This is a genomic window from Candidatus Margulisiibacteriota bacterium (assembly GCA_003242895.1).
Classification (GTDB): domain Bacteria; phylum Margulisbacteria; class Riflemargulisbacteria; order GWF2-39-127; family GWF2-39-127; genus GWF2-39-127.
In genome coordinates this window covers 1-16,544 of the sequence record QKMY01000020.1, presented here as the reverse complement: position 1 = coordinate 16,544, position 16,544 = coordinate 1, and the positions used below count along the sequence as shown (strand labels likewise).

The 16,544-nt window shown below is 39.2% G+C and carries 17 protein-coding genes; 9 read left to right on the top strand and 8 right to left on the bottom strand.

Annotation, left to right across the window (positions count from 1 at the left end; translation table 11 throughout):
- From DKM50_02180 to DKM50_02150, 7 genes are all read left to right on the top strand, one after another.
- Entirely contained in the window at window positions 1–966 is a 966-nt protein-coding gene (locus DKM50_02180) for a hypothetical protein (GenBank protein ID PZM83524.1), read from the top strand.
- Window positions 967–1,977: an aerotolerance regulator BatA gene (locus tag DKM50_02175; protein ID PZM83523.1), complete on the top strand. Its 1,011-nt coding sequence runs from the start codon at window positions 967–969 to the stop codon at window positions 1,975–1,977.
- Window positions 1,978–2,011: 34 nt separating this feature from the next.
- On the top strand, window positions 2,012–3,019 hold the full coding sequence (locus tag DKM50_02170; protein PZM83522.1) for a hypothetical protein: 1,008 nt from the start codon (window positions 2,012–2,014) through the stop codon (window positions 3,017–3,019).
- A gap of 14 nt (window positions 3,020–3,033) precedes the next feature.
- Window positions 3,034–3,747, top strand: coding sequence for a hypothetical protein (locus tag DKM50_02165; protein PZM83521.1), 714 nt, complete (start codon window positions 3,034–3,036; stop codon window positions 3,745–3,747).
- Complete coding sequence (locus tag DKM50_02160) at window positions 3,728–5,500, top strand: hypothetical protein (GenBank protein PZM83520.1); 1,773 nt, start codon at window positions 3,728–3,730, stop codon at window positions 5,498–5,500. The genes DKM50_02165 and DKM50_02160 overlap by 20 nt, the downstream gene beginning before the upstream one ends.
- A 4-nt stretch (window positions 5,501–5,504) precedes the next feature.
- Window positions 5,505–6,272: a hypothetical protein gene (locus DKM50_02155; GenBank protein ID PZM83519.1), complete on the top strand. Its 768-nt coding sequence runs from the start codon at window positions 5,505–5,507 to the stop codon at window positions 6,270–6,272.
- Between the two features lie 133 nt (window positions 6,273–6,405).
- Window positions 6,406–7,740 (top strand): hypothetical protein, encoded by a 1,335-nt coding sequence (locus tag DKM50_02150; protein ID PZM83518.1) that lies wholly within the window; start codon window positions 6,406–6,408, stop codon window positions 7,738–7,740.
- A gap of 10 nt (window positions 7,741–7,750) precedes the next feature.
- Here the strand turns inward: DKM50_02150 and DKM50_02145 are convergent, their stop codons facing one another.
- A complete protein-coding gene (locus DKM50_02145) occupies window positions 7,751–8,053 on the bottom strand; it encodes a hypothetical protein (protein PZM83517.1) in 303 nt (100 codons plus the stop codon).
- A gap of 193 nt (window positions 8,054–8,246) precedes the next feature.
- Window positions 8,247–8,819, bottom strand: coding sequence for a hypothetical protein (locus tag DKM50_02140; GenBank protein PZM83516.1), 573 nt, complete (start codon window positions 8,817–8,819; stop codon window positions 8,247–8,249).
- 131 nt (window positions 8,820–8,950) lie between these two features.
- Here DKM50_02140 and DKM50_02135 point away from each other — a divergent pair, with 131 nt between their 5' ends.
- Complete coding sequence (locus DKM50_02135; GenBank protein ID PZM83515.1) at window positions 8,951–9,415, top strand: SsrA-binding protein; 465 nt, start codon at window positions 8,951–8,953, stop codon at window positions 9,413–9,415.
- On the opposite strand, the gene DKM50_02130 is transcribed toward DKM50_02135, so the two are convergent.
- From DKM50_02130 to DKM50_02120, 3 genes are all read right to left on the bottom strand, one after another.
- Window positions 9,396–10,142, bottom strand: coding sequence for a hypothetical protein (locus tag DKM50_02130; GenBank protein PZM83514.1), 747 nt, complete (start codon window positions 10,140–10,142; stop codon window positions 9,396–9,398). The two genes, DKM50_02135 and DKM50_02130, sit on opposite strands and share 20 nt — an antisense overlap.
- Window positions 10,143–10,324: 182 nt before the next feature.
- Entirely contained in the window at window positions 10,325–11,032 is a 708-nt protein-coding gene (locus DKM50_02125) for a hypothetical protein (protein PZM83513.1), read from the bottom strand.
- A gap of 400 nt (window positions 11,033–11,432) precedes the next feature.
- Complete coding sequence (locus DKM50_02120) at window positions 11,433–11,996, bottom strand: superoxide dismutase family protein (GenBank protein PZM83512.1); 564 nt, start codon at window positions 11,994–11,996, stop codon at window positions 11,433–11,435.
- Window positions 11,997–12,346: 350 nt separating this feature from the next.
- Between DKM50_02120 and DKM50_02115 the strand changes: the two genes are divergently transcribed.
- Window positions 12,347–13,114: a dihydrodipicolinate reductase gene (locus DKM50_02115; GenBank protein PZM83511.1), complete on the top strand. Its 768-nt coding sequence runs from the start codon at window positions 12,347–12,349 to the stop codon at window positions 13,112–13,114.
- Window positions 13,115–13,284: 170 nt separating this feature from the next.
- On the opposite strand, the gene DKM50_02110 is transcribed toward DKM50_02115, so the two are convergent.
- From DKM50_02110 to DKM50_02100, 3 genes are all read right to left on the bottom strand, one after another.
- A complete protein-coding gene (locus DKM50_02110) occupies window positions 13,285–14,544 on the bottom strand; it encodes a hypothetical protein (GenBank protein ID PZM83510.1) in 1,260 nt (419 codons plus the stop codon).
- Between the two features lie 202 nt (window positions 14,545–14,746).
- On the bottom strand, window positions 14,747–15,391 hold the full coding sequence (locus tag DKM50_02105) for a hypothetical protein (GenBank protein PZM83509.1): 645 nt from the start codon (window positions 15,389–15,391) through the stop codon (window positions 14,747–14,749).
- Window positions 15,392–15,457: 66 nt separating this feature from the next.
- Window positions 15,458–16,198, bottom strand: coding sequence for a hypothetical protein (locus tag DKM50_02100; protein ID PZM83508.1), 741 nt, complete (start codon window positions 16,196–16,198; stop codon window positions 15,458–15,460).
- Window positions 16,199–16,544: the final 346 nt, after the last annotated feature.

Here is a 16,544-nt window from a genome sequence, read left to right as displayed (position 1 = left end):
ATGTTGAGGTTCAAAGTAATAATAATTGCCGTGTTTTTTCTCTCGGTACTGCCTGTAGTTAATGCTGAAAACTCGTTGCGCCCTGAAGCAAAGGTGTCCGTTAACTCCGTTATAATCGGAGATCATTTTCCCTATACATTGTCCATTATTGTACCCAGGAATGCAGTAGTTACGTTTCCCCGTCCGGATTCAGGCTTTGGAAGTTTTGAGGTGAAATCGTTTCAGGAGAAGACTGTTAAGAATACCTATGCAAATAATGCGAAGAAAGTCGAAGGCGTCTATTTGCTTGCGGCTTATGATCTTGGCAATTTTACCATACCCACAATGAATGTTTCTATTCAGGATGGCACTAGTAAGCGCAGTATAGTTTTTCCTCCGCTGGAAGTAACCGTGAGGGAAGTGAGTGCAAATGCTGCCGATAAAGGTGATATTCGCGATGTGAAGCCGCCGTTTTCAATTCCCTATCCCTGGAAACTTATTGCGGCTGTTTTGGCAGGCCTGGCAATTTTCTCTGCAATTATTTTTGCCTTGATCCGCTATTTCAAACGAAAGAAAGCTGTTGACGAGCCTCAGGTCGTAATTCAACTTGAGCCATATGAAGAGGCGAAACGTAAGTTCGAGAGCATAAATGCCGGAAGTTTCCTTATCGATGAAATGTATAAAGAATATTATAGTTCAGTTTCCGAGGTGATACGGGAATATCTGCAAAAACAGTTTCGAATGGACGCGCTGGAGATGACTACCAGCGAATTATTAGTGGCAACGAAATCGTTTAAGCTTACGTGGGAAACGCAAGATACTTTTCGGCAGTGGCTGCAATCAGCTGATTTGGTTAAGTTCGCAAAACATTTTCCTACGCGAATAGAAGGAGAAGAATATCTGGTTCAGGCACATTCGATATTAGACCAGTTTTACGATGTATATAAATCTAGGATGGAAACTCCATCGCATTCTCAGGGTTTGTAAATGATAAGATTTGGCTCTGTTTACTATCTGGCATTGTTGGTTTTTTTACCCCTTATTTATTGGTGGTTGAAAACCTTTTATACAAAAAGAAGCTCGTATTTTCTTTATTCGGATATTAACCTTTTAAAGAATTACACTATTAGTTTAAAAGCAAAGGTTTATAAGGCGCTGCCCTCTATTCATTTATTTGTTTTATTTCTCATCATTATAGCGCTGTCGCGTCCTCAGTACGGTACAAGAACAATTGACGTCATTACACATGGCGTTGATATCATTTCTGCAATTGATGTTTCCGGAACAATGGCAGCCGAAGATTTTAAACCGAAAAATCGTATTGAAACAGCCAAGGAATTATTTAAAGAATTTGTTCGTGGAAGAAAAAATGACCGGATCGGCCTCATTGTTTTTGCCGGAAAAAGTTATACGCAGGTTCCTCTGACCCTTGATTACGCCATACTTGAGACCTTTCTCAATAATGTTAAAATTGGGATGATCGAGGATGGAACTGCAATTGGAATGGCAATTGCGACTTCCATTAATCGGCTGCGTAAGTCTGACTCAAAGAGCAAAGTAATTATCTTGCTGACAGATGGCGATAATAATGCAGGAGAGATAGACCCGATTACAGCTGCGAAACTGGCCAGGAGCTTTAACATTAAGATATATGCCATAGGTGTTGGCAAAGAAGGCGGCGCTCCCATCCCCTTTAGCCATCCTCTCTACGGTAAAGTCTATTACCAGAACCCTGACGGAAGTCTTGTTATGACGAAAATCGATGAAGAATCGCTTAAGCAGATCGCGAGTATAACCGGCGGAAGATATTTCAGGGCTACCGATAGTAATAAATTAAGAGAAATATACAAGAAGATCGATTCATTAGAAAAGACTGAAATGAAAATAAAAGAGTATGATAATTTTGGCGAGCTTGCGAATTATTTTCTTGTTCCGGCAATGTTGATCTTTCTGCTGGAGATAATCTTATCCTTAACGTGGTTAAGACGGGTGCCATAGCACTCAATAAACAGCTTGATATGGTGAATGTGGTATGCGGTTTGCAAATAATTATTATCTGTTTTTATTATGGAGTATTCCGGTATTCATAGTGGCGTACATTGTGTTTGTTCGTCATAGTTCCCGGCTTATTTCACGTATCGGCGATGCTGAAGTCGTAAAAAAGATGTATGCAAATAAAAGCCGGCAGAAAACTACAATCAAATATGTGTTGCGCATAGCGGTACTAGGACTGTTAATTCTTGCAATAGCCCGGCCCCAATACGGATTTAAGATGCAGCCGGTGACCAGAAAAGGACTGGATGTTGTTGTTGCAGTTGATACTTCAAAGAGCATGTTGACCGAAGATATCAAGCCCAACCGTCTCATTAAAGCAAAGCATGAGATCAAATCATTTGTGAACAAACTTCGTGGGGATAGAATTGGCATTATAGCGTTTTCCGGCAACGCGTTTATTCAATGTCCCCTGACTATCGATTATGAGGCAGCCTCCTTGTTCGTGAATAATATCGATACGGACACTGTTCCTGAGCCTGGGACAAATATATCCAAAGCAATCGAGACCTCGTTACTGGTCTTCGGTAACAAGGAGAGAAAATACAAAGTCATCTTGCTGATAACCGATGGCGAGGACCTTGATAATAATGCTCTTGCGGCAGCCAAAAAAGCTGCGAGAGAAGGAGTTATCATCTTTACTGTCGGGATCGGAAGTGTCCAAGGTGAGCCTATTCCTCAGCTCGATAACGATGGCGTAAAGGTCGGGTACAAGAAAGACCGGAATGGGACTATCATTGTTTCTCGATTAAACGAAAAACTATTAAAAGATATTGCACTAACAACTGAAGGTGGCTATTATCATGCAAGTCCGGCGGAATTCGAGTTGGATACGATTTATAAAGAAATTAGAAGCATGGACCAGAAAGAGATCCGCTCAAAACTTGCTGAGCAGTATGAAGATCGCTATCAATATCCGTTATTTCTGGCTTTCATGCTGTTGCTGCTTGAGTTATTAATTTCTGAGAGAAAGAGGGAACGGACCTGACGTTTTTTTTAATAATGAAAAACTTACTCATCTTTATTATATTAATAGCCGCATTTATGTCCAGCAGTGCCTGTGCCTCGGTACGTTCTGATGTAGCCGCAGGGAACAAGTCGTACAGGTCCGGTGAATATCAGAATGCACTTGAGCACTATGTGCAAGCATATTCAAAAGAGCCTAAAAATCCTAAGGTCGGCAACAATGCCGGTGTGTCCTTTTATAAAATGAACCGGTATCAGGATGCCGGGAAGTATTTGTCGGAGGCTGTTGCATCGCCTGAACTGAGCAGTAAGAACCGGAGCATCGTAAACTATAATCTTGGTAACAACTATTATAAATCCGGGCAATATGACAAAGCTATCCAGGCGTATAAGACTGCTGTCGATCTCGATAATACGAACCAGGATGCTAAATATAACTTAGGATTTGTTCGGAAAAAACATAAAGATAACAATCAATCAGGAGTTATGAAAGAAAAGAATAATCAGGATTCAAAAGGTGACAAACAAGATAATAATCAGCAGAAGAAAGATAAAAAAAACAATCAGGGAAACGATGATAATAATAAAAATGATAACAAGAAAAACAATGAAAAACCTCCTGAAAAAGGTGATATATCCAAGGAAGATGCGCAGCGGATACTTGATATGGTAGCAAAAGAGCAAGGTCAAAATCCGACTAAGCTTCAGCAATCTGCAAAGGGTGAGACGAATGTTGAGAAAGATTGGTAAACCTTTATTAATATTGTTATTTTTGCTCACTTTTGTTGGAATGGCTTACAGTGAGGTAAACGTTGCGGCTTCTTTATCGACCGATGAGATTAGCCTTGATGGAAGCGTTGTTTTGACTCTTACCTTGGAAGGGGATGTCGGAAATATTGATTTGCCCGACCTCCCGAAGTTGGATAAACTCTCGGTTATGAATACATCTCAGTCATCCCAGTTTTCATGGATTAACGGAAAAATTTCCAGTAGCAAACAATTCCAATACACACTTGCCCCGCGTGAAGCCGGAACGATCAAAATTCCTTCATTTCAGTTTACTATTGCCAATAAAAATTATCAAACAAAAGAGCTTGTCCTGAAAGTGGTATCTTCCGGGCAATCGCGGGCTGTCATTTCTCCAAGTTCAGTTCAACAAAATACACGGGGGTCGAACGCTTCGATGCCTGAAGTATTCCTTGAATCGAGTGTTTCCAAAAGAGATCCCTACGTAGGTGAGCAGATAATTTATAAAGCGAAGTTTTATCGAAGAATAAGGATTTTTGGGGATGTGAGTTATCGACCTCCGCTTTTCAAAGGATTTGTGACCTATCCTCTTGATAAAGATAAAAGTACAAGGACTTATCAGGAGACGAGAGGTAATCATGACTATATAGTTGATGAAGTCAGAGCGATAATCGTTCCTGCATATCAAACAAATGCGATTAGCATTGATCCGGCAAAAGTTACCCTGCAAATGAGCTATTTTGATCCGGCTCAAGAAGTTCTCTCAAAACCTCTTACAATAATGGTTCTGCCTTTACCATCCGTGTCTCAGGGAAATGCGCGCGGCGGTATTGGCGATTACCGGTTTTCTGTCAGCGTTGATGCGACGAAGGTAGCTGTCGGCGATGTTATTAATGCTGTGGTAGAAGTTGAAGGTGAGGGAAATGTCAAAGACGTTATGCTACCTGAACTCGTGTTGCCTGAAGACATTAAAAAGTTCGATTCTAAAGAATCTGTCGATGTAAAAGTAGATGGAGACAAGTTGCGAGGGGTGAAGAAGGCCTCGATTATTTTAATTCCCGGAGTTGCCGGCACCTATAAGCTCGATCCGGTTAGTTTTACCTATTTCTCTGTCAGCAAAAAAAAATATATTACCTCCGCTATAGATATGCCAGCGATAACCGTTATAAAGGGCAGCGGTAATAATAAACAGACTGCGGATTCATCTGGACTCGTTAACAAGAAAACTATAAATGAGCTGAAAGAAGATCTTAATTATATTAAAGAAACGTCCCGGCTTGAGCCTGTTGCCAGTTTCAATCAATCTTTATTTTTTAAATTATCGTTATTGTTTGGGATATCTGTTCTTTTTATCAATATCTTGTATCTTTTTGCAAAGCATTTGCGTTACAAGAACTCCGATTCTTTGCGTATGAGAAATGCCGTCAGCAAAGGATTGGGGATATTACAGAAAGCCAGGAAGCCGATGAAAGAAAATACACCGGCGGAGTTCTATCTGCTTATAAATGAGGCTGTAACTATTGCTGTCGCCGATAAATTCGGAGTATCATCTCAGGGCCTTACCAAGACTGAGATCGTTGATAAGTGCAGTGGACTTGGAGTGCCGCAAGAGGTAATTAAAAAGCTTATTTCAATACTGGATTTGTGTGATATAAGCCGGTATGGCGGAAAAAATTCTCATAATAATGAACTGCAGGAAATGTACAATGAAACCCGTATGGTATTGACTGAGATCGATAAATATTTTCGAAGGTGATGTTATGAAAAAGTTCTCTTTTCTTTTTATTCTGTTTTTGATGGTTACTGCAACCAATTGTGTATTTGCCGATGCAACTGCCACGTTTAAAACTGCGAATGATTATTACAAAAGTCAGGATTATGGCAAGGCGGGACAATTATACCTTGAATTGGCAGATAACTACGGTATCAAGAATGCAGGTTTGTTTTATAATCTCGGTAATACTTTTTATAAACAAGGAAATATAGGGAAATCGATCCTTTATTATGAAAAGGCGTTGCTGCTCGCACCTAGGGACAAGGATATTAAAGATAATCTGCTGATTGCTCAGAGCAAAGTAATAGATAAGGTTGAACCGACGAATTCATTCGGTACTATGTTGCTTCGAACAACGCTAGCGTATTTCAGTATGAATGAAGTCTCATGGGTTTTCTGGCTGGCGGCAATCAGTTTTTTAGTGGGTGCTCTGGTGTTTATCAATAATCGGAATAACCATAGAGTACAATTGACTTACTATTATGCCATTATTCCGTTATTTATTCTCTCAAGTCTCTGGTTTTCTTTTAAATACGTCAGTTATTCAGATATACTTCGAGGAATAGTCCTTACAGAAAAAGTGGACGTTCGAAGCGGTCCGGGCGAGAGCTTCCAGACACTTTTCGTGGTCCATGAAGGATTTAAGTTTTCGATTGTCAAAGAAACCAATTCCGGCTGGACGAGAATAACGCTTGATAATGGTTTTAACGGCTGGATTCCTGATAATGTCTGCGGAAAAATAAATCCTTTGTAGAGCCTTCGCTAACGCATCGAATTGGCTCACCCATTCATATTATTTGATTAATATTTTTACTTTTGTTATGATTAAGAGAAAAGGGCGTTCATCCCAATTATATTCTATTATCTGATGCAAAAAAGGATAGTATATGAAGTTATACTGGTATCTTTTATGTGCGATTCTGTTGTTAACGGTAACTGGTTGCGGTCAAATAACAAAAAGCTCAGGAAATACCGCTCCGATAATAATTAGTGTTGCCAAACCAAATCTCTACGTTATTGATGGACAGGGGGTCTCATTGAATTTTGCCGCCACTGATGCTAATGGCGATAGCCTTACTTACTTATGGGAATGCTCAGCGGGAATGCTTTCGGCAACGAATACAACGTCTGTAAGTTGGACGGCGCCTAACTTCACTGGAAATAGCGATATTATATCAATTACAGCAAAAGTGAGTGACGGTACTGATGAGTCCGGATATTCCTGGCTATTTTATATCAATTACCCGACAAGCAATGTAACCCAGAATAATAACAATAATAATAACCAGAACAACAATTCTGGTGCATATCAGCAGCCGGTTACCGTTGATCCGACGATTACTCCTGCAATTCCTGCCGGCATTTATGTTAACACCCAGATAGCCGAAATTATTCTTACCTGGAACGCTGTTACAACCTACATGGATGGAAGTGCGATAGGGAATAATTTGTCCGGCTATAGAATATATCGGTCAATAGCAGAGGCCGGGCCATTCAATACTCGGTATCAAGAAGTGTCAGCGAACACTACGACCTATACTGACCGGGGGATTGGAGTTCAGTATTGGTATAAGATCACAGCTATCTCGAAAGATGGAAAAGAGTCCTTACAATCAGGGACCGTAAGTTCCTTAGATAATATTGCTCCAGCAATTCCTGCAAGTTTGGGGGTTCGCGGATATAGCCCGGTTAATTCAACTATGATGCTATCCTGGGCTGAAAACGGAGAGACTGATATTGCCGGATATAAGGTCTACAGAGCAGATGGTGATTCCAATTATGAAGGGGTGTACCATTATATTGGAAAAACTGGACACACTTCCTATTTAGATGCCACGACAGCACCAAACAGTGATTATTGGTATCGGATAAGTTCGTATGATTTTTCCGGTAACGAGAGCGTGATGTGTCAGCGTTATTATACTAATAATCAGTCGCCTGTTAATGTTACTGGACTTTCTGCTGGAACCGGAATAGATACAGGCTCAATTATTTTATCCTGGAATGGGAACTCCGAGAGGGACCTTGCAGGATATCGATTGTATTGTTTGATAGGTGGTACGTATCAGCTCCTAAGAGATGAAACCGTGATAAAGGCAGGTCCTTATATAATAACCGGGTTAAATTCAGGCCAAGTCTACAGCTTCTATGTTATAGCGGTAGACAACTATTTGAATTATTCTCCTGGCGCATCAAATCTAGCTTCAGCTGCCGCCAGGTAAGGTATTGAAATTAGCAGTCTTCTTCAGTGTAACAGTAAAATATTCCACTAATGCCTTCTTCAACCGCCTGATCATAGCATTTTAAAGAGGCTTCAAGCCCTTGTTCTAAGTACTCGGCTCTCTCTGGAATAAAGTGTTCTTCAACTTTAAGCGGCTTCCATTCTTCATTATTAATATATCCGCAGGCCTGTTCAATTGCGCTATCACTATTCTCAGCTTTTACCCAGCAATTCACGTATGCCCCTAAATGTTGTGCTTTTTCAGTATTACAATCTAATGGTTCAGCTTGTATCATAAAATAATATATGTCCATTACTAGCTCCATTGCCCCTTATTATATAATCAGGCCCATAGCTATCGTATTTTCGTCTACGCTAAGCTATACAAGGCATTTGATCCATTTGTTATTATATCATGGATGTAGTTCGGATGCTTGTCGGATATGAAATCTAAGAGGCGTTTACTCGAGTTTGTTATTGTTGAGATTTTTTCGGAGACAGAGCTAATTAGTATATATTTCCAAAGGATGCAGTAAATGACCCTGGGATCTCAAAGTCATTTCCGGCATCGTCATGTCCATAGAATGTTATAGAAGCATTTACCCCGATAAACCAACTATAAACACTCTGATCTGACAGGTTGTTTACAGCATAAGTATTTAGGATCAATTTCCACTGTTGGTCATTGAAGAATGGAAAAGAAAACTTTACGGTCTCATTTGGTTTAATATATACTGTAGTTTTTGTTGAGTATTCGGGGATTGGTGTGGAAGAAAGTGTTGTATTCTGGTAGGAGAGTTTGACTTTGTATGAGGTTATTGTTATTCCCGGGAGGTTCTCTGTCCGTATTATGCTTAAAGGATTAGAAGGCGTATTCACCTCGGCCTTTATATTCACAGCCGGAAGTTCGGTTTTTACAAATTTGCCGTCATCAGCAAGCAGATCTACCTGTGCAGGTATCTGGTCAAACCCTTGCAACCTGGGAGTTACCTGGCTTTGTACGTTAGAGCAAGATGAGAGCGACAGTAATAATAATATGCTGATTAGTAGGCTAATTAAGATTGATAGATATTTTTTCATGTCCGGTTTCCTCTGAACTATAAAGAATAGTAGCATTTTTAAAATGATATTGTCAATTTTTGATGTATAGTAGTATAGTTGGGATACAATGTATTAAGACCAGACAATTTCCCTGGCATGGTAGAGTGTATATGAACGACAAGAAAACACCGTATCTTATTACTGATAATCGTAAAGCCCGGTTTAATTATTCGATAATTGAGACGTACGAAGCCGGTATTGTACTTTCTGGAACTGAGGTAAAGTCCATTCGGCATCATCAGGTGAACCTTAACGATAGTTTCGCCCGGGTAGTGAATGGCGAAGTCTGGATTACTAACATGCATGTTAATCCTTATGAACAGGGAAACATGTTTAATCCACCTCCGGCAAGAGAAAGAAAGTTGCTTCTTCATAGTAACGAAATAAGAAAATTATTTGGGAAAATTAAAGAAAAAGGACTTACGCTTATTCCTCTCAATCTACACTGGAAAGGGAACAAAGTAAAAGTAGACCTTGCACTTTGCAAAGCTAAGAAGCTCTATGATAAACGCGAAGATATGAAAAAGAAAGATAGCGATAAGGAGATAGAAAGAGCTATTCGAGGTAGGGGGTAACCGAAGAGAGGTCTATTTCCCTTGAATAAACAATTTTCTGCAAAGACTGTATACAAGCTAACTCAATGTCCTTATTGTCACCGGAAGTCTCTAAAAAGTTAGCTAAATAGGCTAATGATTGTTTGTTTTTAATAAAGCCCAGCTGCGAAATCGCAGATATTTTTATATCATTATCTGAATCAACCCCAAAAAATTTTAATAGATTAAAAGTTCGGGGATCGTCGAAATTACCAATATAGTCGATCATGTCCAGTATTTGGGCCTTTGCAGAATCGAGAAGAGTATTGACGACGCTGGCAGCTTGCATATCTCCTTGTTCTGAGATATCGAGCATTTCGAGCAAACTGGTTTTTTTTATGTCATTTCCCGGCTCATAACGGGGTGATTTTTTTGGCTCGGCAATCTCTGAAAGCTTAAAGAATTCCGCCATTTTGTAAACTCTGTGTTTTTGGTAATAGCTATAGGTTTCGTTATTAAGATAGTCGGTCAGAGACAGAGATGCCGGTACTTTTCCATAAGATTCTATAATAAAGCCGATTAAGTCTATGGAGTCTATGCTTGCCGATTTTAATTTAATGGTAAGAAAATTGTCAATATCAGCTTCTTTGGTCAATTCGTCTATTTTTTGATAGGCAGCTTTTGAGAAAGGAGAAGTTGCCAGAAGTTCTCTCAAGAGATTTTCTTTTTTGCTAAATGCAGAGAAATTAATAACTTTATGCTTTTTCATGAATTATAATAGTAACATATACTACAGAAATAGAAAATGAGCTAATAATTGCCGGGTGAATAAGCAAACGTCCTAACCGCCCGCGAAGAAGCAGGTTTTTTGATGCACTTCAATGTAAGATAATCGTTTCTGCCAGATAAGAAATAGAGGCACCGGGAAATGTCCTCAGTGCCTCATGAAAGTTAGAATGAAAACTTATATCCGCCAAGGAAGTTCAGCATCGATTTTTCGACATTTTTTGCTTTAAAACTGTTTAGTCCCGTTTCCAGGAAGACAGCTTCATTTTTCATATCTAAAAACGATATACTTCTTTCTACTCCTAATACAATGTTATACCCGGCATTTGCTCCGGAGGCAAAAGGAAGATTGATTCCAGCACCTGCGTAGAACGCCATTGGGTCTTTCGATTTCTTGAACCTGACGAGCTCAGTGATATAAGCTACCGTCGAGCTAGTACTGCCATCTTGGGCAGTACCGACACTAATTCGAGTAAACAATGCTGTAGTATCAGATAAAACAACCGGAAGCACAGTAGCGTCCGCAATTATACCAAATGCTGGAGCAATCGCGCCGATTCTGAGTCCAAGTTGAAAATCCGGCAATGGATCACGAACACTCTTAACTACAACTGGTTGTGCTGGAATTGGATCTTTAACATCTGCAACTTCTTGTATTACCTCTTTTTTAGGCTCTTCTTTTGTCGGTGGTTTAGCGGGGGCAGTATTTGTTTTTATATCCTGAGTAAGATAGGGTGTTTTTGTTGTTGTCGTTTTTGGTAATATTTCGACTGCTTTTCTGGTAACTTTCTGATACGTCCTTGTTGCGCTGAAACCATAGTTTGATAGTGCAAAAGTTAATACTAAGGCTGTTATAATAATTTTTCTATACATATTTATCCTCCATGCTTAATCTCGTAACAAATAATATTGTCCGTTGTCTACTGACGATGTCACAATCAATACGTTTATTGCTTTTTAGCTGTTTTGTTATTTCTTGCAGTATCCGAGCTAAAAAACGCTATTAATTGTGACACCTCCTTTTGCTCTATAGAAATAATAGTAACGATTTTTTAGTTGTGACAGAAACAAAAAACTGCGACTCAAAGCTTAGTTTTGGTAGAGTCCCGATAGTCGATTATGTTTAATTTTCGGAGCATTTTGCAACGCATATACCAGACCCATTCATATCATAATAAATGAGTGCGAATTCTGTCAATCCCTTATAGGCTTTGAACCCGGAGAGTTCTTTTGAGCTTTTGATGAGAATAAAATCTGCGGTCTGTCCTCTTTTTTATTTTGCTTTCGCATTGGACTGTTCTCGTTGTTTTGCTATTCCGATAGTTCCACAACCTATAGGTTTTCCTGAGTTACCTGAGGGTTGGGTTATATAATCGTCTGCCCGTTCATGAATAACGATGGCACGCCCAATAACGTTATTATTGCCTCCTAATGAGATGTGTTTGCCAATAGTATTGACTGAGGCGACACCTTTCTGGTTAGCAGTTATATTGCCAAGGTCCCCGGCATGTCTGCTCTTTGAAGCTGGAGAACCATGCTGGGATTTGTTTGGATTGAAATGACCTCCCGCGGCACTTGCATCTGCATTGCAGGTGCCATACTCATGGATGTGGATACCGTGAACCCCAGGTGTTAGCCCAGTTATTGTTCCGCTAATTCTAACACCATTGTCCGTCTGTCTGAACGAGAGTAATCCAGTTACCTTGCTCTTGTTTGCAGGATTAATAAACGCTGCAGCATTAGGCTCAACTGTTTTTACACTTGCCTGTCTTGTGCAGGCTGTTATAAGGAATATTCCTAAAAATAAAAGCATACATTGCATAATAGGCTGTTTCATAAAGTTCCTCCTCGTATAAAAGTAAACGATACCCCGGTAGGAAGGGTTACGGACTAAAAAAGTATTGGTGTTCAGGTGTCATCACCTCCCTGGCACGCATTATACGCAGTTCATAAAAAAAGTAAATTGAGCCAGGGTTATTAATGTTGATTTCGTCAGTCGCAGGATTTGACAAATTCAATCCGGTAAAATATCATAAAAGTGGGTTCAGAGTTCATCCACAAATTAACTCTGAAGGATAATAGAAGATAGGCGGGCCACTATCAAAACATATTTTTATGTTTTGATAGTGGTCTTTTTTTATGCTTGCTAATATCTGGGAAGCAATATAATTTTCGAGGAGAGCATAAATGAAAAAACTAACTGTGGGAGTATTTGGTTTTGGAAAAACAGGCAGACTTGTTGCCGGAGAATTCTTAAAAAGCGATGAGTTTCACCTTTCATGGGTCATCCGCGAGAGTCGTACTGATAATCACAAATATGCCAGCCGATTACTTGGCTTTGAATTCGACCGTGGAGAGATTTATTCCATAGATGATATTACTGAGGATTTCTACGTAAAAAATCATACCGATCTTATTATTGATTTCTCCAGTTCCACTGGGATCTATTCCTATGCCCCAGCAGCTTACCAGGGAACAAGGATTGTATCAGCCATCTCGAAGTACGAACAGCAAGACCTTGATCTGCTTAAATCATTAAGTTCACAAACACCGGTTTTATATTCTCCCAATATTACTCTTGGGGTTAATGTGCTGTTAATTGCTGGACAAATTCTTCAGAAAATTGCGCCGCATGCTGATATTGAAATCGTTGAGGAACACTTCAGGGAAAAGAAAGAAGTATCCGGTACAGCAAAGAAAATAGCTAAAGCACTTAACTTGAGCGAACAAGAACATATTAATTCAATTCGAGTTGGCGGTATTGTAGGCCGTCACGAAATCATTTTTGGACTACCCAACCAAACGATGCGCCTTGTTCATGAGAGTTTTAATCGTGCGGTATTTGGTCAGGGAGCAATATTTGCGTCAAAATGGCTTGTTAATCAGCCCGCTGGCCTATACTCGATGGAGAATATTATTGCCGAGATGTTCAAACAGAATATTCCTGTTTATTAATGCTTTACCCATAAATCGATCTGGTATTTCAATAAGAAACAACATCTATAAAGACTAATAGCTTACTGTTAACGAGCTATTCTTTAGACCGTGTTGGTATTTGCGGTGCTGGAATTACTTGTTTTATATCAAAAACTATTTTCTGGTAAGCTGTTTTATTAATTTCCTGGTTATTGGAAAAATCTTATATATAAGAATATTGAACTAATAACAAAGGAAATAAAGGTTATTAATAGTCCGTATTTCAGGAATCGCCAAAAAGAAATCTTACAGCCGAACGCATGAGCCGATTCAGCAATGATTACATTTGCCGCAGCACCGATGATGGTGGCATTACCACCTAAGCATGCCCCGAGAGAAAGGCTCCACCAGAGGGGATATACATCCATACTTGCTTTCAACTCGTTTATTAGAGGAACCATGGTTACTGTGTAGGGAATATTATCAATTATTGCAGAAAAAACCCCTGATGCCCAGAGAATAAGCATAGCAGTTGACTTTTGGTCGCCTTGTGTGAGCGTTAGAACCTGACTTGCCAGTAACTTAACTCCACCATGTTCCGCAAAGGAGCCGATAATTATGAATAATCCTATGAAAAAAAAGATGGTTGTCCATTCAACTTCGTGCATGACTTGGCGTGGTGTCTCAAAGAGCATGAGTATGCTTGCCCCGAACAGGGCTATGACATAAGCATCGATATGGATAATTTCGTGCAGCATAAATCCTGCGATCACCAGTAATAACACTATGAGGGACCTTATCATTAGTGGTTTATTGGTTATCGTCTTTGAATTATCAAGACAGGCAACCTTTTCCATAAGTTCAACACTTGATTGTAAATCTTTGCGGAACATATACAGCAGTACCAAGACACTAATAATGAGTATAATAATAATCACTGGAGTCAATTCTCTGACAAAATCCATAAAGGTCAGACCGGCTGCTGAACCGATGATGATGTTAGGCGGATCTCCAATAAGGGTCGCAGTTCCTCCGATATTGGAGGCAATAATTTCTGTTATCAGGAATGGAATAGGATCAATTTTCAATTCTCTTGCGATAGTATAAGTAATCGGTAGAATAAGCACTACAGTTGTAACATTATCAAGAAGCGCAGAAAAAAAGGCAGTAAACATTGCTAAAGAGAATAGTATTAGCTTGGGACTGCCTTTGGTATGTTTCAGCATCTCAATTCCTAACCAATTAAATACACCGCTTCGGCTGGTTATATGGACAATAATCATCATGCTTATGAGTAGAAATATCACAGCAAAATCTATATGAGCAAAGACTTTTGCTGCTGGGGTATGGTCAATCATGAGCATGAGCGCTGCGCCAAGCATCGCGACGGTGGTCTTAGGAAATTTCTCCCAGGCTATAAAAAGATAAGATATTATAAGTATAAGTGATGAAATAACGAGCATATTCATTGTAATTACTTTTTATTTCTTGTGCATAATAATGATTTTTTTTAAAAGTTCAGGTTTTAACTCTGAGGTCAGTGAATCGCTAGAATCTGATTTTCTTTTCATACGCAGAACCCTGGCAATAACTAGAATTACGAGACTCCAAGGTATTAGAAGAGTTAATAAACAAGTCTTATTTATAATCGCCATATAATCCTTTCTTAAATCAGGCAACCCAAATAGTCTTTTGGAACTGTATAGCTATGGCAGTTGGTCCGGTCTTTTTCATAGCAGTGGCTCTACCGGCAACATACGAAAGAGATAAGACAATCCACATACAGAGAATGACAAAGAGAGTCTTTTTGCCAATCGAATTATAGAGGCAACTTAAAACTAGGCCGGCTGGCTTTTTGATAATATCTCCGTCTTCTAATTTAAAACTTTTATGAGGTCTGCCAAATTCACTAATGAGAAAAAGGAGTAAGAGAAAAAGTATACAAAATGAGAGAGCAATCAATTGCAACTGATGATTCCATGACAGTCGGTGAAGAAACAAAAAAGACCCAATAATCATGATAGGAATAATTATTCTTCGGAAACAAATATAGGTAATCTGTCGTAATTCTGGAAAAATCCGAAAAATAACATCCCGGACAAACAGTATCATGAGTACTATAGTACTAAGCAATATGGTGGTAACGTATATAGATATCGCATTAATAGAAACACTAATATAAGAGAGTCTTAGGAAATGGGCAAAGCCTACACGATAAGCAAATGTAATCAGATATGCGAGTAAAGGTATCACAAGAAAAATAGCAAAATCTGTAACCGATTGTCTTTTTTTATGTTCTATTGGTTCTTCAAGCATACTGATTATCCTTACAGAATTAGATGTGCACTGGGGTTGAGAAGGGGACCCCAGTGCCATAGGGAACTAAAAGGAGAACATATAGCCTCCAAGGAAGTTGATCAAAGAATTGTTTGTGTCATCTGATTTGAAGCTGTTCAGACCTGTTTCCAGGAAAACAGCCTCATCTTTCATTCCTAAGAACGAAAGTTTTCGCTCTACTCCAAGGACGATATTAAATCCGGTACTTGCACCAGTTGCAAAGGGTATGTTTATTCCCGCACCAGCATAGAAGGCTATCGGGTTATTCTGGTTTTTGAACCTGATAAGCTCATTAATATATGCTACGGTGGAACTTGCACTTCTCTCCTGCGCCATGCCAACACTAACACGTGAAAAAAGAGCCACTGTCTCAGATAATGCTACGGGAAGCACCGTCGCATCAGCAATAATGCCAAAAGCTGGGGCAATCGCTCCTGTCCTTATGCCAAACTGTAAAGCTGGTAGATCCGGTGATATAGGTGGTTCTGGCTTTTTTTGTTCTGGCGCTTGTGTGATCGTTTCTTCTGGTTCAGTTTCCTTCTTTGGCTCTTCTTGGAGTGGTGGCTTTGCAGGTGCAGTATTTGTATTCAAGTCAGTAATATCCTTGTATGTTGTTTGTATTTCGGATTTCGGCACAACTTTAACATTCTTTCTGGTTACTTTTTGGTATGTCCTTGTCGCACTAAATCCATAGTTAGAAAGTACAAATGTCAGTATTATCATAGTTGCAATAAATCTTTTCTTCATATAGTTATTTCCTCCCAAAATTACTTTTTTATTTTTCATGCGATAGCACCCTTAATATCTTTCACAGACACTTTGTTATATAATTAATAAGAGTTTTATTGCTGATAAACTATGTATAGATAAAAAAATAGCCACTACCATAGCTTAACTATAATAGTGGCCCGCCTATTAATTGTAATTAACCTCCGGAATTATTTTAAAAACATTCCGGACCCACTATAAGCTTAACTACTATTAATAGATTTTGTCAATATCATGTATTTCAACGAATCAAATCATTTAAAAGGCTGTACATCAAAGATGGGGGAATTCCTGATAAGATATTAGTTAATCAGACTATATCAAGAAAGGAATTCCCTTATGGAAATAATAGCAGATCAACTTA